Source organism: Chryseobacterium kimseyorum, from assembly GCF_025971945.1.
Taxonomy (GTDB): Bacteria; Bacteroidota; Bacteroidia; order Flavobacteriales; family Weeksellaceae; genus Chryseobacterium; species Chryseobacterium kimseyorum.
The window spans coordinates 59,450-81,381 of record NZ_JAPDHW010000013.1 but is presented as its reverse complement, the minus strand read 5'-3'; the positions used below and the strand labels follow the sequence as shown (position 1 = coordinate 81,381).

General features: G+C 36.0%; 18 protein-coding genes. 14 read left to right on the top strand and 4 right to left on the bottom strand.

The features are described 5' to 3' along the window. Positions 1-103: 103 nt before the first annotated feature. On the bottom strand, positions 104-757 hold the full coding sequence (locus OMO38_RS16290) for a ComF family protein (RefSeq protein WP_264751246.1): 654 nt from the start codon (positions 755-757) through the stop codon (positions 104-106). Between the two features lie 96 nt (positions 758-853). Here OMO38_RS16290 and OMO38_RS16285 point away from each other — a divergent pair, with 96 nt between their 5' ends. The 4 genes from OMO38_RS16285 (at position 854) to OMO38_RS16270 (ending at position 3,939) form a co-directional block, all read left to right on the top strand. Next, positions 854-1,300 carry a 6-pyruvoyl trahydropterin synthase family protein gene (locus OMO38_RS16285; RefSeq protein WP_047445211.1) on the top strand — a complete coding sequence of 149 codons (447 nt, stop codon included), beginning with the start codon at positions 854-856 and terminating at the stop codon, positions 1,298-1,300. 24 nt (positions 1,301-1,324) lie between these two features. Then, complete coding sequence (locus OMO38_RS16280; RefSeq protein ID WP_264751245.1) at positions 1,325-2,098, top strand: UDP-2,3-diacylglucosamine diphosphatase; 774 nt, start codon at positions 1,325-1,327, stop codon at positions 2,096-2,098. A 197-nt stretch (positions 2,099-2,295) separates the two neighbouring features. Further along, positions 2,296-3,285, top strand: coding sequence for a LuxE/PaaK family acyltransferase (locus tag OMO38_RS16275; protein WP_264751244.1), 990 nt, complete (start codon positions 2,296-2,298; stop codon positions 3,283-3,285). A gap of 108 nt (positions 3,286-3,393) precedes the next feature. Then, positions 3,394-3,939: a hypothetical protein gene (locus tag OMO38_RS16270; protein ID WP_264751243.1), complete on the top strand. Its 546-nt coding sequence runs from the start codon at positions 3,394-3,396 to the stop codon at positions 3,937-3,939. Between the two features lie 49 nt (positions 3,940-3,988). Here the strand turns inward: OMO38_RS16270 and aqpZ are convergent, their stop codons facing one another. Then, a complete protein-coding gene (aqpZ, locus tag OMO38_RS16265; RefSeq protein WP_264751242.1) occupies positions 3,989-4,705 on the bottom strand; it encodes an aquaporin Z in 717 nt (238 codons plus the stop codon). A gap of 233 nt (positions 4,706-4,938) precedes the next feature. On the opposite strand from aqpZ, the gene OMO38_RS16260 reads away from it, so the two are divergent. From OMO38_RS16260 to OMO38_RS16230, 7 genes are all read left to right on the top strand, one after another. Further along, entirely contained in the window at positions 4,939-5,556 is a 618-nt protein-coding gene (locus OMO38_RS16260; protein ID WP_264751241.1) for a DUF5715 family protein, read from the top strand. 80 nt (positions 5,557-5,636) lie between these two features. Further along, positions 5,637-7,562 (top strand): ABC-F family ATP-binding cassette domain-containing protein, encoded by a 1,926-nt coding sequence (locus tag OMO38_RS16255; protein WP_264751240.1) that lies wholly within the window; start codon positions 5,637-5,639, stop codon positions 7,560-7,562. A 497-nt stretch (positions 7,563-8,059) separates the two neighbouring features. Continuing rightward, positions 8,060-8,416 carry a hypothetical protein gene (locus OMO38_RS16250; protein ID WP_264751239.1) on the top strand — a complete coding sequence of 119 codons (357 nt, stop codon included), beginning with the start codon at positions 8,060-8,062 and terminating at the stop codon, positions 8,414-8,416. Positions 8,417-8,837: 421 nt separating this feature from the next. Continuing rightward, positions 8,838-11,222, top strand: coding sequence for a TonB-dependent receptor (locus OMO38_RS16245; protein ID WP_264751238.1), 2,385 nt, complete (start codon positions 8,838-8,840; stop codon positions 11,220-11,222). Positions 11,223-11,250: 28 nt separating this feature from the next. Then, positions 11,251-11,811: a hypothetical protein gene (locus tag OMO38_RS16240; RefSeq protein WP_264751237.1), complete on the top strand. Its 561-nt coding sequence runs from the start codon at positions 11,251-11,253 to the stop codon at positions 11,809-11,811. 140 nt (positions 11,812-11,951) lie between these two features. Next, positions 11,952-13,286: a trigger factor gene (locus OMO38_RS16235; protein ID WP_264751236.1), complete on the top strand. Its 1,335-nt coding sequence runs from the start codon at positions 11,952-11,954 to the stop codon at positions 13,284-13,286. Positions 13,287-13,477: 191 nt separating this feature from the next. Beyond that, positions 13,478-14,032, top strand: coding sequence for a hypothetical protein (locus tag OMO38_RS16230; protein WP_264751235.1), 555 nt, complete (start codon positions 13,478-13,480; stop codon positions 14,030-14,032). A gap of 498 nt (positions 14,033-14,530) precedes the next feature. Here the strand turns inward: OMO38_RS16230 and OMO38_RS16225 are convergent, their stop codons facing one another. Beyond that, complete coding sequence (locus OMO38_RS16225) at positions 14,531-15,715, bottom strand: pepsin/retropepsin-like aspartic protease family protein (RefSeq protein WP_264751234.1); 1,185 nt, start codon at positions 15,713-15,715, stop codon at positions 14,531-14,533. Between the two features lie 352 nt (positions 15,716-16,067). Between OMO38_RS16225 and OMO38_RS16220 the strand changes: the two genes are divergently transcribed. The 3 genes from OMO38_RS16220 to OMO38_RS16210 all read left to right on the top strand — a co-directional run bounded on the left by OMO38_RS16220 (position 16,068) and on the right by OMO38_RS16210 (position 20,909). Further along, entirely contained in the window at positions 16,068-17,030 is a 963-nt protein-coding gene (locus OMO38_RS16220; RefSeq protein WP_264751233.1) for a T9SS type A sorting domain-containing protein, read from the top strand. A 106-nt stretch (positions 17,031-17,136) separates the two neighbouring features. Continuing rightward, positions 17,137-17,823 carry a hypothetical protein gene (locus OMO38_RS16215; protein WP_264751232.1) on the top strand — a complete coding sequence of 229 codons (687 nt, stop codon included), beginning with the start codon at positions 17,137-17,139 and terminating at the stop codon, positions 17,821-17,823. 233 nt (positions 17,824-18,056) lie between these two features. Further along, positions 18,057-20,909: a M16 family metallopeptidase gene (locus OMO38_RS16210; RefSeq protein ID WP_264751231.1), complete on the top strand. Its 2,853-nt coding sequence runs from the start codon at positions 18,057-18,059 to the stop codon at positions 20,907-20,909. Between the two features lie 438 nt (positions 20,910-21,347). On the opposite strand, the gene OMO38_RS16205 is transcribed toward OMO38_RS16210, so the two are convergent. After that, positions 21,348-21,932: a DUF3109 family protein gene (locus OMO38_RS16205; protein WP_264751230.1), complete on the bottom strand. Its 585-nt coding sequence runs from the start codon at positions 21,930-21,932 to the stop codon at positions 21,348-21,350.

The window sequence follows — 21,932 nt, the reverse complement described above, 5'->3', positions numbered from 1 at the left end:
TTATTTTGTCTATTTTTTTTTGAAAACGCTAAAAATACAATTTTCAAAAGATTTATTTCTCTAAACTTAGATTTTGAATAAAATCAAAACGTAGATTAGATTATTATTCATCAACTGCCATTACCAAAATACTCACTTTATTATTCCCTTCTTTTAAAACTTCCCACGCAATCGTTGCTAAAGTATTTCCGGTCGTGAAAACATCATCGATCAGCAGAATGTGCTGATTTGAAATCTTTTTGGTCAGGGAAAAAGTATTTTGAGTTTCCAAACGGTGCTTTTTATCTTTTAATGCCTGTGCTTTTGAATAATGATTTCGATTCAGCAAATGATGTTCAAAAGGAATTCCATAAAAATCAGAAAGAGTTTTCGTAAACAGATGCAGCTGATTGTAGCCTCTTTCCTTTTCTTTCTTTGGATGGAGTGGAACACTTACCAACAAATCAGGTTTTTTGTTTTTGAAATCTAAATTTTCTGTTACCCAATCTGCAAGAATCTTTCCTGTCTTCTCCCGACTTCTGTACTTTAATTGATGAATGATTTTGCGGCTTAGATTTTCCTGTTCAAACTGCATCAAAGCATAAGCATTCTCAATAGGAAACAGAAGTTTACATTTTTCTTTTAAGCTGTTCTCTGAAGAATAATCAAAATGGGTAAAGTGAATCTGTTCAAAGCAGATGTCACAGACAATCAGATGTCCATCAATGATTCTGTTGCAGTGAATACAACGGTTGGGGAAGAGTAAATCTAAAATCATCTGTGTGTGTTTGAATATAAATGTAATAAAAAATTCAATACAAAAGCGGTGCGGATGAAATTCCAATTTTCTAATCAAAATCTCTATCTTTGCACTATGATACGTATTACAAAAATTTTTACATTCGAGACTGCTCACGTTCTGTACAACTATGATGGGAAATGTAAAAATATGCACGGACATTCCTATAAACTTTTCGTTACGGTAAAGGGAAAACCAATCAATGATCTGGAAAATCCTAAGAACGGAATGGTGGTAGATTTTGGAGATATTAAGGCGATCGTGAAAGCTGAAATTGTTGATGTCTGGGATCATTCTGTATTGATCAACGGTGTTTCTCCGCACAGAGAAATGGGTGAAGAATTAGAAAATAAAGGTCAGAAAGTTATTTACTGCAACTTTCAGCCGACTTGCGAAAATATGTTGTATGCCATCGCTGCAAAAATAAAATCAAAACTTCCTGCTGATGTTTCTTTAGCATATTTAAAGCTTCACGAAACTGAAAACTCTTATGGAGAATGGTTTGCAGAAGATAATCAATAAAATTTCCGAATTTAATATAGAAAAGTGCTAAAGACGACCATTCATTTAGAACCCGGAAAAAAAGTATATTTTGCTTCAGATCAGCACTTTGGTGCGCCTGATACGAAACAGAGTAAAATTCGGGAAGAAAAATTTATCCGTTGGATGAATGAGATCAAAGAAGATGCTCAGGTTTTGTTTTTGATGGGCGACCTGTTTGATTTCTGGCACGAATGGAAACACGTAATTCCGAAAGGATATGTGCGTGTTCTCGGAAAAATTGCTGAGTTGAAAGACAGTGGGATTCACGTGTACTTTTTTGTGGGAAATCATGATCTTTGGATGAAAGATTATCTGGAGGAAGAAATTGGCTGCACGGTATTTTACACAAAGCAATATTTCGAAATTGCAGGAAAACAGTTTCTGCTGGCTCACGGTGACGGTTTGGGACCTGGTGATAAAGGATACAAAAGAATGAAAAAAGTCTTTACCAATCCTGTTGCACAATGGTTTTTCAAATGGCTGCATCCGGATATTGCGATGAAGATTGCACTGTATATGTCTCAGAAAAACAAAATGATTTCCGGAGATGAAGACAAAGCTTTTTTGGGAGAAGACAAAGAGTTTTTGATTATTTATTCTAAAGAAAAGCTGAAAACCGAAAAGATCGACTACTTTATCTACGGTCATCGCCATTTGCCGATGGTTTTAGATTTAGAACAAAAGTCAAAATATATCAATCTTGGAGACTGGATTTCTTACTTCACGTATGGTGTTTTTCAGAATGATTTTGAATTGAAAACTTTTGAGCAGAAATAAAAAAAATTACCTCCAAAGAGGTAATTCCTGAATAACAGTTTCTACGGCTGTTATATCTAATCCATATTCCGCAGATTGAATTACAATAACCTGACCAAATTTTAGTTTTACATATTAAATTAACATTAAAAAAGATTTCAGGCTTCCTAAATGATTCAGAATGAATCAATAAGGCATTAAAATTATTCTTAATTAAATTGAAAAGTATATTTGACATAAAGACCGAACAAGAATTTCTGGATGTGGCGCTGACTACTTTTCGGTACCAATACAGAAACATTGAGGTTTACAAAAAATTTGTGGATTATCTCAATATCGACGTAGAAGCGGTAAGGTCTATAGAAAAGATTCCTTTTCTGCCGATTGAAATGTTTAAAAATCATCAGATTTTAGACAAAAATATTTCCACTGATCTGTATTTTCAGAGTTCGGGAACCACGCAGATGAATTTGTCTAAACATTATATTGCGAACGAAAATATCTATCAGGAAAGCATCTACAAAAGCTTCGAGCTTTTTATTGGCAAACCTGAAGATTATATTTTTTTAGGATTGCTACCGAGTTACCTGGAGAAACAAAATTCGTCACTGATCTATATGGTAGATTATCTGATGAAAAAATCAGACAAGCCTGAAAACGGATATTTTCTCTACAATCACGAAGATTTATTTAAACTTTTGAATGAAATAAAAGGTCAGAAAGTTATTCTTTTTGGAGTTTCGTTTGCGCTTTTAGATTTTCTGGATTTTTGTGACTCAAACTCATTAGTATTTCAAAATTCCGACGCTCTGACAGTTATAGAAACTGGCGGAATGAAAGGACGGAAAGAAGAAATGACCAAAGATGAACTCCTGAAAATTCTTCAGAAGGGTTTTCAGACCGAAAAGATTTATTCAGAATATTCAATGACCGAACTGCTTTCACAGGCATATTCTTTAGGTGAAAATACATATGAATGTCCCGAATGGATGCGCGTTTTGGTCAGAAATGTGGAGGATCCTCTGAGCTACGAAACTGCGGGAAAAACAGGTGCGATCAATATAATTGATCTGGCAAATATTCATTCCTGTTCGTTTATTGCCACGCAGGATTTAGGGAAACTGTTGACTGAAGATGAAAAGAAATTTCAGGTGTTGGGAAGGATTGATCATTCGGACATCCGCGGCTGTAGCCTGTTAGTAAGTTAAAAAACTTACGGTCTACGTTAAGTGAAGCGCCTTTCTAAAAAAAATGTAGATAGTAATTTTTTTAAAAAACTTAGCGAACTTTGCGTTAAAAATAAAGCATCAAAAAAAGTGTTAAAGATAGAAGAACTCGTTCATGCATACATTCATGCAAACTGCGATTTTGAAAAGGAAATTGTATTGAGTAATCACTTCCATTCAGATTGGGAAGCTGATATGTTGGTCATAGATTCCGAAGGTTTCAGTCATGAGATTGAAATCAAACTTTCGAAAAGTGATTTTAAAAATGATTTTAAAAAGTCATATATCAATACAAAAACCGGCGAAAAATTTTTAAAACACGACAAAATCTGTTGTGGAGACTATGTCTGCAATGCCTTCAGTTTTCTGCTTCCGATGGGGATGATTGAGCACTCTCAGATTCCCGAACATTGCGGAATTATCGAATTTTATCACAATGCAGACACTTGGGATACTGAATTTTATCTCATCAGAGAACCTAAAAAAGTACATGAAGATTCTTACTGGAAATTAAATGATAAAGATCTTTTCATCCGGAAAATGGCTTTGAATTTACTGCAGAGAAAATTAGAAATCAAAGGAAGACATGAAGAGCTTATTTTCAGAAATCCTTTCGAAATCAAAAAGATAAAATAGAAAAATCCTGCCGAGAGACAGGATTTTTTTTTGAATAATATTGTAATCGTTATTTTGCCTGTTCCGGTCTTTCCATCAATAAATTGTAAGTGAAAGCGGCAAAGATTGCGCCTAAAACCGGTGCCACAACAAATAACCACAACTGTGAAAGTGCAGCGCCCTGTGCGAAAATTGCCGGGCCTATGCTTCTTGCAGGATTTACTGAAACTCCTGTTATTTTAATTCCAACAATATGAATTAAAACCAGCGAAAAACCAATAGCTAAACCTGCAAAACCACCGTTGATGTTTTTAGTAGAGGTTGATCCTAAAATTACCATCAGAAAAATAAATGTAAACACAAATTCAGCGACAAAAGCCGCGGTCATATTATAAGCGTCGAAATATCCTGTTCCCCAGCCGTTTGAACCTAGAGCCCATTCTTTCATTACACCGCCTGGATGATTGATGAAAAGTACGTAAAGAATTCCTGCACCAATGATGGCACCGATAATTTGCGCGATAATATAACGGATTGCCTCATCCATTTTCATTCTGCCTGCTGCGACCATTGCTATAGAAATAGCAGGATTAATGTGACATCCTGAAATATGCCCAATTGCATAAGCCATTGCAACAACGCTGAGACCAAAAGCGAAAGAAATTCCCAGAAATCCTACGCCTGTAGTGCCGTCTGCGCCTGCAATTACTGCGCTACCGCAGCCCATTAGAACAAGTACCATTGTGCCGAGCATCTCGGCAACAAATTTTGAAGTTTTTGTAATCATCTTTTTTTGTATTTTAATTGAGTGGCAAACTTACAAAAATTAATTATTCAAAATTAACCGAAATAAAATAAATATTGTGTCAGTATTTAGGGTTTTGATTATTTTTAATATGAATTATTAACAAAAATTATGAATTAATTTATAGTGATAAATGTTTATGTACTGATTCCAACGATCAGTATCTGAGTAACAAAAACTGTATTTTTGCGTTTAAAGTTTCAAAATAGTATTTAATGAGGAAGCTACTGTACATCATTCTATTCTTTTTTTATCAGATTTTATCCTGTCAGATGTCAAAAAAAAAGATACCCTGCTACGATTTTTCCGAGGTTTTAAAAGTTGAGCCGACTCCGCTGTACAAGCCACATTTAGACGCGTCGAGAAGTTTTAATGTAAATATTCTTAAAAATACTTCGCAAGTTCAGAAATACATCAACAAAGGAAAATTTCATACAGTCAAGAAAACTGGAAAAGGGTACAGGGTTCAGAAATTAGATTACAGCAGAGCGTATTTAGTTTCTAAAGCCAAGGCGACTTTAGAGAAAATAGGTGCAAGATTCAGTAAGGAAACCAAAGGACATACATTTACGGTTTCATCGATCACCAGAACACTGGAAGATCAGTGCAGATTAAGAAAAGTTAATGCCAATGCATCGTTGGGAATAAGTTCGCACAATTATGGAAATTCTTTCGATATTTCTTACGTGCGGTTTAATAATAAGCTTAAAACAAACCCTAAATTGGAGGTTGCATTAGAAAAAGTGTTAAGATACTATGCCGATGCCGGAAGGATTTATTATATCAAAGAACGCCAGCAAAGCTGTTTTCATATCACCGTAAGGAATTATTAAATTTAAAGTCCTTTATTTTGCGTATTTTTGCACCCGAAAAATATTCAGTACACATTATTCATCATTAATTACTCATAAAGATGCTTTCGGTTCAAGGTTTAGGCTTACATCATTCGGGAAACTACTTGTTTCAAAACGTGAATTTCACCATTAAAAAGGATGATAAAATTGGTTTGGTTGGTAAAAATGGAGCGGGGAAATCTACGCTTCTGAAAATGCTTTCCGGCGAAATTACTTTCTACGAAGGAAACATAGTTCCGGAAGGAAATATTACCATCGGATTTCTAAAGCAGGATCTTGATTTCGTCAAAGGCCGAACTGTCTGGAACGAGACCATGCAGGCTTTTGAGCAAATCAATGCGTGGAAAGAAGAACTGGAGGAAATCAATCACCAATTAACGGTAAGAACCGATTACGAAAGTGATGCTTATACAGATCTCATCAACAGAATGACTGATCTGAATGATCTTTTGATGCATCATGATGCTTATAATCTGGAAGGTGATATTGAAAAAGTATTGTTTGGACTGGGTTTTAAAGCTGATGATTTCCAAAAAATCACTGATGAATTTTCCGGAGGTTGGAGAATGAGAATCGAACTGGCAAAACTGCTTCTTCAGAAGAACGATTTGATGCTTCTCGATGAGCCCACCAACCACCTGGATATGGAATCTATTATCTGGCTGGAAAACTTCCTGAAAGATTATCCCGGAGGAATTCTTTTGGTAAGTCACGATAAACAGTTTATGACAGCGGTTTGTAACAGAACTTTTGATGTCAACAACAGAAAAGTAGACGATTATAAAGCCAACTACTCTAAATATTTGGTAATGCGTGAAGACCGCCGTGAAAAACTGATTCAGGCTAAGAAAAATCAGGATGCGGAAATCAAGCAGATGGAAGATAACATCAACAAATTCCGTGCGAGTGCTACCAAAGCTTCTTTTGCGCAGTCTTTGATTAAAAAATTAGATAAAATCGAGCGTATTGAAGTGGATAACGAAGACGTTTCTAAATTCAATATCCGTTTCGTACAGTCTCAGGTTCCCGGGAAGGTGATCTTCGAGGCTGAAAATCTTGGGAAAGCTTACGGTCAGAAGCAGATTTTTGACGATGTAGACTTTATCGTTCAGCGAGGCGACAGAATTGCACTTCTTGGACAGAACGGACAGGGGAAAACAACTTTGGCGAAAATTCTTTCAGGAGATATTAAAGACTATTCCGGAAACTGGAACTTAGGTCACAACGTCAATATTGGATACTTTGCTCAGAACCAGGAAGAAGTTTTAACGCCAAACAAAACTGTTCAGGAAGAGGCAGAAGATGCAGCAACCGAAGAAACAAGACCGAGAGTTAGAGATCTTTTGGGATCTTTCCTGTTTCAGGGTGAAGCGGTGAATAAGAAGACAAAAGTACTTTCAGGAGGTGAAAGAAACCGTCTGGCACTTTGTAAATTATTATTGCGTCCGTTCAATACTTTGATTATGGATGAGCCTACCAATCACCTGGATATTCAGTCTAAGGAGATTATCAAGCTGGCTTTACAGAAATTTGAAGGAACTTTGATTGTGATTTCTCACGACAGAGAATTTTTGCAGGGACTTTGTGATAAAATCTACGAATTCCGTGATGGGCATATGAAAGAATTCTTAGGTGATATCAACGAATATCTTGAGTTCAGACAGAAAGAAAGCATCCGTGAAATTTCTGCTGAAAAAGCAAAACTTCACAGCGACGATGTAAAGGTGAAAGTTGAAGTGAAATCTGAACCTAAAGTTGATGCTCCCTCCACAACCATCGTAAGCAAAGAACAAAAAAGTATTCAGAATAAACTGAAAAAAGTGGAAGAGAAAATTTCAGAACTGGAAACTGAGATCGAAAACTACGAAGCCTCTTTCACCAAAGAAAATCCTTCTGAAGAAACTTTAGAAAAATACAATAAAACCAAAGAAGATCTTGATCTTGCATTGCAGGAGTGGGAGCATTTGGGAACACAGTTAGATTGATTTTTAACGAAATGTAAAAGATAAGGATGGGTGGTTTTTGGCTCATCCTTTTTTTGTGAACATAAAATCCTGCAAACCAATTTTCGTATTTCTTAAGCTTGTAGGCTCCGTAGGAGCGCTATGTGTGTAGATCAGAAGTTTGTGAGCTCCATAGGATCGCTTTGTTTGTAGAAAAAACATTCTCTTATGAAATTTTGAGCTCCGCAGGAGCGCAATATTTGTAGTTAAAAATCCGCCGAATATTGATTCTCGTAGAAGCTTCGTGTATGAGAAATAGTGGAGGAAGAATTTTTAGCTCCGTAGGAGCGATCTGTTAATAGCAACATGTTTTTAGAATATATTTTGAGCTCCGTAGGAGCGGTCTGTCTGTAGAATAAGATGACGTTAAAAATTCTAAGCTCTGTAGGAGCAACACTGTTCGCAACAAATCATCATTAAATAACCATAATTTAATGTTTAATTAAAATCCTTTAAAATATTATTCTTATTTTTGCCAAATGATTTTCAAAGAAAGCAGACAATTAAAAAGCTTTATCTCTAAACTGATGTTTGGGATATACTTTTTTGCATTGTTTTCTTCAAGCTTTCACAGTCATGAATCTGCTGATGTTTTTATAGGTTTTAATCTTAAAAAATCAGAGAACAATATTTCAAAATCTGATGCTAAAGAAAAAGCCGGCGACTGTTTGGCCTGTCATTTCTTAGCAACCGGAAATACTTTGGTTCCTGAAGAATTTAGTTTTGCTTTCGAAAGCTATACGCATGAGGTAGAACAAATAATCGCTGTTCAGGAGAGAATCTGGTCTCAGACTAAATTCACCTTCCAACTTCGGGGTCCACCCACCATTTCTTAATTACCAGTTTACTTACCGGATTTTTTTTAGTTTAAATTTTTAGAATTTAAATGAGTTTTAAATGCGTGATGTTTTGTTTAAAACCATACTATGTTTAAAGCGATAAGGAGAATTAAGGAATTGAATTTTAGTGTAATCAAAAATATTTTACATTTAGAATTCACATTCGAAGCAAATTTCCTTTCAAAATTTTCTTGAGAAAGATATTGATGCTTTGCATTTAAGCCGATTAATTCTTCATTTTCTAAAATCAGAGCATTCGGAGATGAATTCTTTGCCTAAACTATTAAAGAAAATCCAATCAATTATTTTAACGAAAAATACTTTACAGTTGCGACGAATCATCATTGATGTTGATTCAATGCTATAAGCGAAAAGCAGATAGCCAATGGCAAAAAAGTATACAATCAAGCTATTTACAATGAAACTGATTTATAGTGTAATGCTGATCCTTTGTGGATTGGTGTTTACGAATGCACAGAAAACTTTCACTGTTCAGGGGACAGTTCAGGATTTCCACGATAAAACCATGCTCGAAAATGCTGTGGTAAAATTGGGAGATTTCACTGCGAGAACAGATAAAAGCGGAAAGTTTTCTTTCAATAAAATTCCTTCAGGGAATTACACACTCATTGCAAAGCATCCTGATTGTAATGATTATACTGAAAATGTAGGAGTTACACAGGATGTTCATTTAGCCATTACTTTAGAACACCATATTGGTGAAATAGAAACCGTCACTATTCATGGAAGTCACAAAACCAAAGGTTCGGTGATTATGCAGACGCTGAACCATACCGATATTGAGAGAAATTCTACTGAGAATTTAGGAAATTTACTTTCGAAAATGACGGGTGTTACAGCTTTAAAGACAGGGAATAATATTTCGAAACCTGTAATTCACGGTTTGTACGGAAGCCGGATTTCTATTCTGAATAATGGCGTAAAGATGGCAGAACAGGAGTGGGGTGTAGAGCATGCACCAAATGTTGATACCAATGATTTCGAACACATTGATGTCATTAAAGGAGCATCAGCATTAAAATACGGAAACGAAGGCGTAGGCGGAGTGGTCGTTCTTGAGCCAGCCACGGTTCCAAAAAGAGATACACTCATGGGAAACATTAAACTTTCAGGGATTTCCAATGGGAAAGGTGCTGAGATTTCCACTAACGTTTTAAAATCATGGGAAAACGAATGGTTTGTAAAAACCGGTGGCAGTTATAAGAAGCTTGGCGATCTGTATGTTCCGCATCATACATTGCAGAATACAGGAGCTGAGGTTAACTCTTTTAACTTCTCTTTCGGGAAGCACAGTTTTATGCAGGGCTTTGATGTTTCTTACAGCGGAATCAATCAGGAATTCGGGATTTACAGAGGCGCGCATTTGGCAAGTCCTGAAGACTTTTATAATGCAGTAAACTTCGGTCAGTCTTATTATCTGGATCAGTTTATGTACGATATTGATAACCCGAAGCAGGAAGTGGCACATCATATTGCCAAGCTGTCTGCATACAGACGTTTTGCGGATTTTGGGAAATTAACGTTCCAGTACAGCTTTCAGCTGAACCGCAGAAAAGAATATGACATCAGACGGGGCGAATTTAATGATCTTCCGTCAATGGATTTGAGATTGATTACGCATTCTGCGAGTTTGGTTCATTTGATCGAACGCTCAAACTGGAGCTTAGAAAGTGGAATTTCCGGAACTTTTCAGGATAACTATCCCAATCCTTCTACAAAGGCTAGACGTTTAATTCCGGATTACTACCGATATGATGCAGGAGCATTTTCTGTATTTAAATACCGTCTGAATACCCAGTTAAATGTTGAAGCCGGAGCAAGATATGATTTCAGCAGATATGACGCTTACAAATATTACGACTCAGATAAGTGGAATGCGAATTACGCGGATACTTTTCCTCAGTTTTTTGTGAACGAATCGGGAAGCAGAATTCTGACGAGACCTATTTTAGATTATCATAATTTCTCTGCCAATATTGGTTTAGATTACAGGCCAACGCAGAATTTTGAGTTTAAATTAAATCTTTCTAGAGCAGACAGAACGCCGAATCCTGCAGAGCTTTTCTCAGACGGACTTCATCACTCTGCTGCAATTATGGAAGAGGGAAATTTAAATATTAAAAAAGAAACGGTTTATAATGTGAATCTTTCAGTGGCAGGTCATTTTGATGTTTTAAAAGGTCTTCATCTGGAGGTGAATCCTTATTTAATGATGTCTGATAATTTTGTGAATCAGATTCCGACAAGCGTGATGAGTACCAACAGAGGAGTATTCCCGGTTTGGACTTATCAGCAGATCAAAGCAAGGATTTACGGGTTGGATGCCGATGCGGAACTCAATATTTTAGATAATCTGAAATGGAAATCAGGATTCAGTATTCTGAAAGGTGACGATCTTTCGAATAATGAACCTCTGATTTTAATGATGCCGGCAAAGCTGAGAAATTCAATTGAGCTTAATCTGAGTAAGCCGTCTCATTTTTATGTGACCCTGGAGAACGAGAATGCTTTTAAACAGAACCGTTTCCCAATCAGAGATCTTCCCGTAACATTTATCAAAGATGGAGTGGAGAGAAGCGAAACTGTCGATTTTAGTTCGACACCCGCTGCTTACACTTTATTTAATGCTTCAGTAGGAGCAGATATTATTAAAAATCTGAATGTCAATTTCAGAATCAACAATGTATTTAACACAGAGTACCGCGAATATCTGAACAGACTCAGATATTACATGTATGAGCCGGGAAGAAATTTCGTCGTGACTCTGAAGTACAATTTCTAATTATTATAACTTAAAATTTAAAATTAAAATGAAAAAATTATTCAATATTACATTAGTTCTTTTAGCAGCATTTTTAGTATTTTCTTGTCGTTCAGATGATGACAGTATTCCAGAAGATGTTCACGAGCATGATGAGATTGGGAAGGTGGTTTTAAAACTGACCAATAAAGCGGATGCTACAGATATTCAGACTGTGAATGTTATTGCAGGTCAGGCAGACGGGCACTTGCATTTACACGCTGGTGATACGTATTTGGCGGAATTGGATTTCCAGATTGCGCATGAAGATCATTATCATTCTTCAGATGAGATTGAAGAGGAAAAAGATCACCACTTTATTGTATTTAATCCTGCTAATGCAGATATTAACGTACTGAGAACAGCCAATGATATTGTAAGAACAGACGGTCAAAAATTAGGTTTAAGAAGTGAGTGGACTGTAAATTCTGTACAGACAACAGGAAAAATGAATATCAAATTAATCCACGGTCCGGCAACTGTTAACCAGAACTATCCTTCTGCAACCAACCAGTTAGGGCAGACTACAGGTGGTGAAACTGATGTTGATATTACGGTTGACGCACATTAAAATTATTAGAGAACAAAATTTTAATAAGACTGAAAGACACTATTCTATAGTGTCTTTTTTATTTTAACGTATTATAACAAAAGGAATGGCTTATTTTAATAAAAAATTCATATTTTTGCAACCTAAAATTTTAATCAATAATGAAGGTTACCGCAAAAAACCATGATGATGTAAGTGCATTGCTTACAGTAACATTGGAGAAATCTGACTACAAAGAAAAAGTAGAAAAGCAATTGATTAATTATGCTAAAAACGCACAGGTTCCTGGTTTCAGAAAAGGAAAAGTGCCTTTGAGTATGGTTAGAAAGCAATATGAAGCAGGGATTGCATTCGAAGAAATCAACAAACAAGTTTCTGATGCTTTGAATAACTATATCAACGAAAACAAACTAAGACTTGTAGGTCAGCCAGTACCTCAGCCGGTGAATGATTTCAACCACAATGCTGAGAAATTGGAAGTTGCTTTCGAAGTAGGTTACGAACCAGAATTTACTATAGATTTGGCTAAATATGAGGCTCCTCACTACAAAGTAGAAGCTTCTGATAAAGAAATCAGCAAAAGCATCGAGAACATGCAGAAACGTTTTGCAGAGCAGGTTCCGCAAGACAAAATCACTAAAGATTCTTATATCAACTTGGAGATTTCTCAGGTTGTGGAAGAAGATGCTGAAGGTGAGCACCACCACCATCCAAAAAATGCTACCATTACTGCTGAAAACAAAGATGCTTTCAAATTGGTAAAAGGTCTTAAAATGGATGAGTCTGTGAAAGTTTCTAAGGAAACTTTAGCTTCTGACGAAAACTTAGCGAAAGAATTAGGATTTACTAAAGAAGAAGCTGAGCACTTACACCACGCTGAAGTTGAAGTAAAAGTAAAAGATTTCTACAGCCTAAACTTAGCAGAACTTAACGAAGAATTATTCGATAAAGTTTACGGAGAAGGAAACATCAAAACTGAGGATGAACTTAAAGAAAAAGTGAAAACTGAGTTAGACGAATACTTCCAGCAAAATGCAGACGTACACTTTGTAAACAAAGTTTTGGAGCAGGTTTCTGAAAAAGAAGAAGTTAAACTTCCTGAGTCTTTCCTGACGAAGTGGTTGGTATTCTCTAATCAGAACATCCAGTCTGAAGAGCAGGCTAAAGAAATTCTTGAAGCTGAGAAAACTCAATTGAAATATCAGATCATCGAAGGAAAATTGATGTCAGATAACGATATCAAATTAGATTACGCTGATGTTTTAGCTCAGGCTGAGCAGTTGGTAAGAAATCAATTGGCGATCTACGGAATTCACCATTTAGGAGATGAAGAAGTTCAGAAATATGCTGCTGAAATGTTGAAAGACCAAGAGCAGGTAAGACAAATTTCTTCTGAAGTTGCTATGGCAAAACTGAAAGATGTAATTCTTGAAAAAGCTACTAAAAAAGAAACTGCAATTTCGCACGACGAATTTTTAGAAGAATTGAAGAAGTAATTTTCTTTTTAAATATACAATTAAAACCCACCAAATCGGTGGGTTTTCTTGTTGCAGGAGGTGGGAATCTGCAGATACATCACGGTGAAATTTTATTTTTATCTACACCTTTTTTCAATTTAATGATAGGAAAATAATTTGTGGTTCCATATTTGTAAGGTTAGATTTGAAATTAAAAAAATATTATTATTATGATTAAAAAAATCTACTCGTCTTGCTTGATGATGCTCTCGTTATTTGTTGTGCTTACAACATTCACAAGTTGTGATGATGACAACGGTGTTCCAGTTCCATTTGCAATACCATTATCAGTAGAAACTACGGTACCGTTTGCATCTGTTACCACAACCGGCTATCTTACTTACCCTGAAATCCCATTGGATCTTGATGTTGATGCAAAAATCAAGGAGAAATACAGCAGTCTTTCTATTGATAACCTGACATCTGCAAAATTGGAATCTTTAGAGATAGTATTAAAAAGTTCTACCTTAAACGGAAAACTTGATGCAATCAAAAATGCCAGACTTTACATTAAAACTCCTGAGCTTGAAAAGAAATTAGTTGCAACGGTAATGAACAACACCAGTACTGATAAAATAGTTTTTGCAACTGAAGACGCTGAACTGATCGAGTATTTAAGATCAAAGAAAAACTCTTTAATTATGGAGATTCAAGGTCAGAAGCTTTTGGCTGACGAATTTACTTTAATGATCAATCCTTCTTTCAAAATCAACGTTGGATTATAAACAATAAGTACAGAAGCACAATTTTTGAATTAAAATTTGACATTCTGATTATACAAGGCCGGATCTAATCCGGCTTTCTTTGTTTTATACCCTATAATATGTTTTTTAGACTAATAGAAAAATGGACCTACTGAAAAAATCCACTTAGTCCAGTACGTCATGGCGTTGAACAAATTTAAAAAACGCCTTTGACCTATCGTGAGAACAATAACTTTGTTTTAATTCAGAAATCCTACGATGAATGTGAAAACAATCTCATTTTGGAAGTAATTTTAACAAACAAATAACTTTTGTTAAGTATTTATTAACACTGTTAGGTATAGTTATTGCTTCTAATAGAATCGATTCTCAAGTTTAATTGAGTTTTCATGGTTATTAGTTTTTACCCAGCTTCGGCTGGGTTTTTTTATGCAGAATATTTAAGTGTACATTTAGCCTGCTTCTTACCAGCTATTAGTAGGTTTTTATTTAAAAGATTTGTTTTTACGTTACTTCTCTTTACTCATTTTTCCGTAAGAAAACATTAAGATAAGTATCTATCTCAAAATATTGATCTCCTCGTTTTACTTTAAGCTTTAATTTCTCGTTTGGTGTAAGCTGTCGGTCAAATTTTTCAAGATTTAATTTTTTAACAGAAACGTTATTTATTGCTACAATTTCGTCTCTATGTTTCACTCCTCTTTTGTAAGCATCGCTTTCTTCATAAATACTTCCAACGAGCCACTGTTTGTCATTATCATTTGTTTCTATTAAAACAAAAGCCTTGTATAAATCATCTGATGGTTTATTGATATTTTTATTTGGTCTTACCCAAATTTTTTGCTGAGTGGGATGATAGATGATATCAAAATGATCCAATAAATCGTTGCCGACAATACCGATGTAATTTTTGTTTTTCGATAGAGCTCCAATACTGTCATTGCTAACATCTATTTGGTGGTTGACCAGTTTGAATTTATCAATTTTTATTTCAGATGCAAACATAGAATATCCCATATGTAATCCGCTAACTCCGCCATTGTTGATATAAGTTACTTTTTTACTGTTAATAATATCTTCATTTTTAGCAAACTCACTTGTTAAGATTGTTTTGAAAGAACCGGTATCAATTATGAAATCTCCTTTTTTCACTGTTCCGTTATTCAGCACCAGTTCCATGGGAAGATACATGTAGTTTCCATCATATTTAACAGGAATTGCTTGATAGTTATCCTTTATTTCAGGGTTTAAAATAATTTTCTGTTTGATATAATTTATTTCAAACGGTATATTGCCAAAATTTACAAACCCCACAATTCCGTCGATATTCCTGCCGAAAGATTTTTTCAGATTATGAATCATAGTATACTTTGAAGAAAATGTATTGTTACTTACAGAAAATTTAATCGTATCAAGAATTTGAATCATTTTCGCCGGACTGTTTCCAGTCCCTATATTTTCTGATTCAGAAAAATGATTAAAAGACATTCTTTTATTTTTATAAAAGGTACTGTCTATAATAAACCAACCAGATGCTGTATCAAAATAGAAATTTCCTTCATCATATTCGTTAGCTTTTAGTTTAATATAAATATGTCTTCCATTATTTTTGAATTTAATGGATTCTTTTTTTTGTTGATAAATATTTTTCGTACACGATAACAGCAGCGAAGAAAAAATTGTCAGAATTAGTAATTTAACCATTAGGAAATTTGTAAAAAACATTTAACCCACCTACGAAATCTCCTGACTTTGCGTCTTTCTTTCGTAATATGTCTTCTCAAATTTACAAATATGATGTCTGAAGAAAAAAAACACAGGCTAAAATCTGTGCTATATAATTTGTTCGGGAGAATTTGAGCACCGGACAGACAGTTCGGCATCCGCAACCTCGAAGTCATCGGAAAATCCTTTTGTTTAGATGTATTTCAACCTACAAAAAAAGCTGGCAGGAGGCGAATTTTTTCGCTGTTGGCAAGCGGTTTTAGTATGCAGAAAATATTAATATTTTGTTTAGAATAAAATCTTATCTTTATGATAATCAAAAAATTACATTATGAAAACAATTTTACTTTTTAATCAAGTACAGGATGTAGTATTGAAAAAATCAGCTCAGACAGCAGTGAACTCAATACGGCAAGTATGTCTGTTCATTTCATTTTTAATGATATCGACTACAGCTTCTTTAAATTCACAAACTTCCAAAGTAATCCCGGATATCAGTGTAACCGGAGCTTTTATAGGTCCATTAACCAACGGTGCAAGAACCAATCAGCTGATTATTGATGATTCTCAGCTTACTACTTTATCAGGGAAGTATCTTACTTCTATTTCCTTCAGGCTGCCGACCACGGCAACTGTTTCCTGGCCGGCTGCCAATACAACGTTTCCAAGCTATGAAGTTTATCTGAGTAACAGTGTAGACCCGGCAAACAGACAGTTGAATTTCACTGCGAATGTAGTGGGAACTCAGACTCAGGTGCGGGCAGGCAGTTTGCTCATTCCGGCTGGATCACTTACCGCAGGAGGCGCGCCAAACGCTTTTACTTTCGATATCGTGTTTAATACTCCCTATCTGTACACCGGAACCAATCTTTTAATAGAAATCCGCCATACCGGTAGTGATGGTACTTCTGCTTCCACTCATGCCGCGGGAACTTCTACTGCAGGATACGGAACACTTTTCACCTCATGTTGGGCAAGTACAGGAAATGTGATGAATGCTAACTTCTCTTATGTAAAGATCAATTCACTCGATGCACTGGGCGTAAAATCTGTGGAAATAGATGGGGGCTTATCTGTATATCCAAATCCGGTAACGGATTATCTTTTTGTGAAATCGGCTAAAGAGGTGGCAGAATTCAATATCTTTAATATGGCAGGTCAGAAGATTTTCTCTCAGAAGAATACAGGAAAAACCTCTCAGTTGGATGTCAGCAATATTGCGAGAGGAAATTATATTCTGCAGATCATTGACAGAAATGGAAACACGAGTTCTACAAAATTTATTAAACAATAAATGCAGTCTGATGTCGGTAGTGGATAAATATTCTTTTATGGAATAATTGTTGATACTCCTGTACCGTTCAAAATTCTTATATTTACATCACTAAAATTTAAATCATATGAAAAAGATAATCGTTCCGTTTTTCTGCGCTGTATTGTTTTCTACATCAGCAGTAGCACAAAAAACATCTACGGCTACCGTAAAAACAGCTGCATCAACGTCGCAGATCACTCCAAAACAGGTTGTTGACAACTATCTTACCGCATTGGGAGGAAAAGCAAAACTGGAGTCTGTAAAATCTACCATCATTGAAAATACAATTACCGCTCAGGGCATGGAGATCAGTTCTACTACAAAAAAAATGGGGAATAAATTCAAATCTGTGCAGACCGTAATGGGACAGGAGATGACTCAGGTTTTTGACGGTGAAAAGGGTTTCATGAATCAAATGGGAGCTAAAACTGAGATTCCTGCTGCTCAGATAGAGGAGCTTAAAAAAAGCACAACTATCGATGCCTTAGGATACGATGCTTCAAAATTTAGTACGGTAACCGTTGAGAAAATTGACGGTAAAGACTACAACGTACTGTCTTCAGATAAAGGTAAATTCTATTTCGACGCTGCTACAGGATTGCTTTATAAAGCAGGAACAGGGCAGGGAGATGCGATTATGAAAAGCTATATTACAGTAGACGGTATCAAGTTTCCTGAGCTGATAGAAGCAGAAGGTCAGGGGCAGAAAGTTACCATCAAAACCAATAAAGTAACCTTGAACTCTGGAGTAAGCGACGCAGATTTCAAATAAATGATAAATCTTTAAGAAAGAAAAGACCGGAATTTATCCGGTCTTTTTTTGTTTGATAACCTGCTGCTATTGGATTTGTAATCATCAGGGTAGAGCTCGATTTAGGCTACAATAATTAAACAACTGTTTGTGAAATAAACTTTAACTCAACTTTAACTAAAATCTTAGGGATAAAATTTCTTGTAACTGTGATTAATTTATACTTTTATCACGCAAAATTTAATAACAACTGTATGAAAAAAGTTCTACTGTCATTAGGGATGGTCTTAATGGCATCCGCTAATGCATTCGCGCAGAATATCCCGATGGATGCTTCTGTAAAAACAGGTACTCTTCCGAACGGGATGAAGTATTACATCAAAAAAAACACTTTGCCAGAGAAAAAGGTAGACTTCCGTTTAGCGATCAACGCCGGATCTATTCTTGAAGATGAAAACCAGAGAGGTCTTGCTCACTTTATGGAGCACATGAACTTTAACGGAACCAAAAATTTCCCGGACAACAAATTGGTAGACTTTCTACAGTCAATCGGGGTGAAATTCGGTCAGCACCTTAATGCCTACACAAGCTTTGATGAAACCGTCTATATGCTTCCGGTACCTTTAGACAAACCAGGAAACCTTGATGCAGGTCTTAAAGTAATGGAAGACTGGGCATTTAATGCTTTGCTTACGGATGAGCAGATTAATAAAGAAAGAGGTGTTGTCTTGGAAGAATTAAGACTGGGATTAGGAGCAGACAAAAGAATGTCTGACAAATATTTACCTAAACTTCTTTATAAATCTCAATACGCCAACAGACTTCCGATCGGGACGAAAGAGGTATTGCAAAATTTTAAACCAGACGTGATCAGACAGTTTCATAAAGACTGGTACAGACCGGATCTGATGGCGATTGTTGTGGTAGGAGATATCAATGTAGATGAGGTCGAGAAAAAAATTAAAGATAATTTCGGGAAATATAAAAATCCATCTAAGCCAAGAGAAAGAAAAACTTTTGATTTACCAAATCACCAGGAGACTCTTGTTGCTATAGAAACTGATCCGGATGCTACAAGTTCAATGGTTCAGTTTGTTATGAAAGATTCTGAAGCCTATACGCCGGATGTTACGGTAGAGCAGTACAATCAGAGTCTTGTTGAGAATCTTGCGACGACGATGCTTAACAACAGATTGAGAGAACTGGTGAACTCAAATAATCCACCGTTCACTTTCGGATCTGTATATCATGGCGGATCTTATGCAAGAACTAAGGAAGCATTCCAGGGATTTGCAATGGTAAAAGAAGGTAACCAGCTGAGCGCGCTGAATGTTCTTTTAGAGGAAACAGAAAGAGCGAAAAGATTCGGCTTCACTCAAAGTGAATTAGACAGAGCAAAATCTCAGGTGCTATCAAACTTAGAAAGATCTTACAACAACCGCGATAAGACAGAAAGCGATATGTTGGTAGACGAATATGTAAGAAACTTCCTTGAGCAGGAACCAATGCCGGGAATCGCATGGGAATATGAAGATACTAAGAAATTCTTACCGTCTGTAACACTGGCTCAGACCAATGAGGTAATTAAGAAAATGGTGAAAGAGGACAGCCGTGTAATTGTAATTACTGGTCCTAAAAAAGATAACGTGACGATGCCTACAGAAGCGATGGTTCTGAAGACTTTCGATAATGTGAAAATGGCTGATCTTAAACCTTACGAAGAAAAAGCAGCGATTAAAAATCTTGTCAAGAGTTTCAAATCTGAAGGTAAAATTGCTAAAACAGAAACGGATGCTAAGCTAGGTACTACAACCTGGACTTTAGGAAACGGCGCAAAAGTAACGTTCAAAAAAACTGACTTTAAAGATGATGAGATTGTTTTCACTGCAAGAAGCTTGGGAGGAAACTCAATCATTCCGGATGCAGAATACAACAAAACACAGTTTGCTTATTCGGCCCTGTCTGAAGCAGGTGTCAATGGTTTTTCAAAAGCAGATCTTACCAATTATCTGGCAGGAAAACAGGTAAATGTAAATCCTTTTATTGGCCCATTAACAGAAGGGATTAACGGTAGAACAAGCCAAAAGGATCTTGGTACTGCGATGGAAATGATCTATGCGTATTTCACAGGATTAAATTACAGTCCGGAAGCGTTTAATGCATTCAAAACCAAGCAGTCTGCGATGTTGGACAATATGCTTTCAAATCCACAATTCTACTTCTCAAGTGAGCACGCTAAGTTTTTAAATCAGAAAAACCCGAGATTTATTGGTATTATTCCTATGGAAAAAGATTGGGCAGCGACTGATTATAAAAAAGCCTATGATATCTATAAAGAGAAATTTGCCAATGCAGGGAATTTCCATTTCTATTTTGTAGGAAACATTGATGAGGCTACCTTTAAAAAAGAAGTTCTGCAGTATATCGGAAGTCTTCCTTCTACCGGAAAAGAGACCAAGTATAAAGATACTGGATACAGACAGATGATGGGTGACTTTACCAAAGTTTACAAAAAAGGAAAAGATCCTAAGAGTATGGTGCAGATCGTCTATGCAGGAGAAGCTCCTTACAATGAGAAAGAGGCAATCGCTTTGGAAGCTTTAGGTGAAGTGGCAACCATTAAAGTCATAGAAAAACTAAGAGAGGATGAAAGCGGAATTTATGGTGGTGGAGCAAGAGGTTATATGGGAAAAGTACCTTACAACAGCTACTCATTCAGCATCAGCTTCCCTTGTGGACCTGAAAATGCAGATAAGCTGACAAAAAGTGCTATTGCTGAACTTCAGAAGCTGATTGATAAAGGTCCTGAGCAGAAAGATCTTGACAAATACAAGGAAGGTGAATACAATGACGATAAAACCAATATGAGAGACAATATGTATTGGATGAACTCATTGACTAAAAACCAGATGGATGGAACTGATAAGTATGAAATCTTAAACTATCAGGAGAAAGTGAAGGCCCTGACTGTAAAAGATCTTCAGGATGTGGCTAAAAAATATCTTAATAAAAACAGAATTGTTGCTACTTTGATGCCGGAAGACGGCTGGGAAAATGCACCAAAAAAGGCTGAAACTGCAACAGTAAAAGCCACTGTAGTAAAATAATTCAAATAATCTTAGTCGATTAAATAAAAACCACCGTAGAAATTTTTCTGCGGTGGTTTTGCTTTTTTTAAAAATTACATTTTAAGTAAATGTATTGATTAAGTTTTCTTAACGAGAATTATCTTCTATCCTAATAAAATCGTCCCGTTAAGACTGTTGTCAAGTATTGTCGTAACGAGAAAACTTTTATTGTCAATCGATGATTCAACGAAAGAATGAAAGAATGAAAGAATGAACGAATTGAATTGAATTGAATTGAATTGAATTGAAATTGAATTGAAATTTACAATTAATAGGATTACATCCTATCCTTTGCTAAATCGTCCCGTTGGGACTCAAACAAATTTCACATATCAAAAAGTAAACTATGTCTGTTTACTATTCTACACCGATCATTCATAACCCATCACCTATCATTCATCATCTGTCACCCAACGTCTATTTTCCATACTCCTTTTTCCATTCCTCAGCGACTTCGCTTAAAGTGGAGTAGAATTCTTCACCGTACTTTCTTGTCAGGGGTGTTTTTAGAAACTTGTAGACAGGAACCTGAAGTTCCTTGCCCAGTGTGCAGGCGTCGTTGCAGATCGGCCATTCATGATAGTTTAATGCTGAAAACGAAGAATACTCTGTAACACGGATTGGGTAGAGGTGACAAGAAATAGGCTTTTGCCAGTCGATAGCACCGTCTTCATAGGCTTTTTCAATTCCGCATTTTGTGATTCCGCGCTCATCAAAAGTTACATAGGCACATTCTGCGTCTTCAATCATAGGGGTTACGTACATTCCGTCCATGGGATCAGTGGTCCACGTTCCCTGTTCGTCCAAAGCTTTTATACCGTCAGCAGTAAGATAAGGTTTGATTTTATCATAAATATTATCCAAAATTACCAGCTCGTCTTTATCCAACGGAGCTCCTACATCACCTTCCACACAGCATGCACCTTTACATTTGGTAAGGTTGCAAACAAATTCTTCAGAGAAAATATCTTCAGAAATTAATTTATCGTCTATTTGAATCAT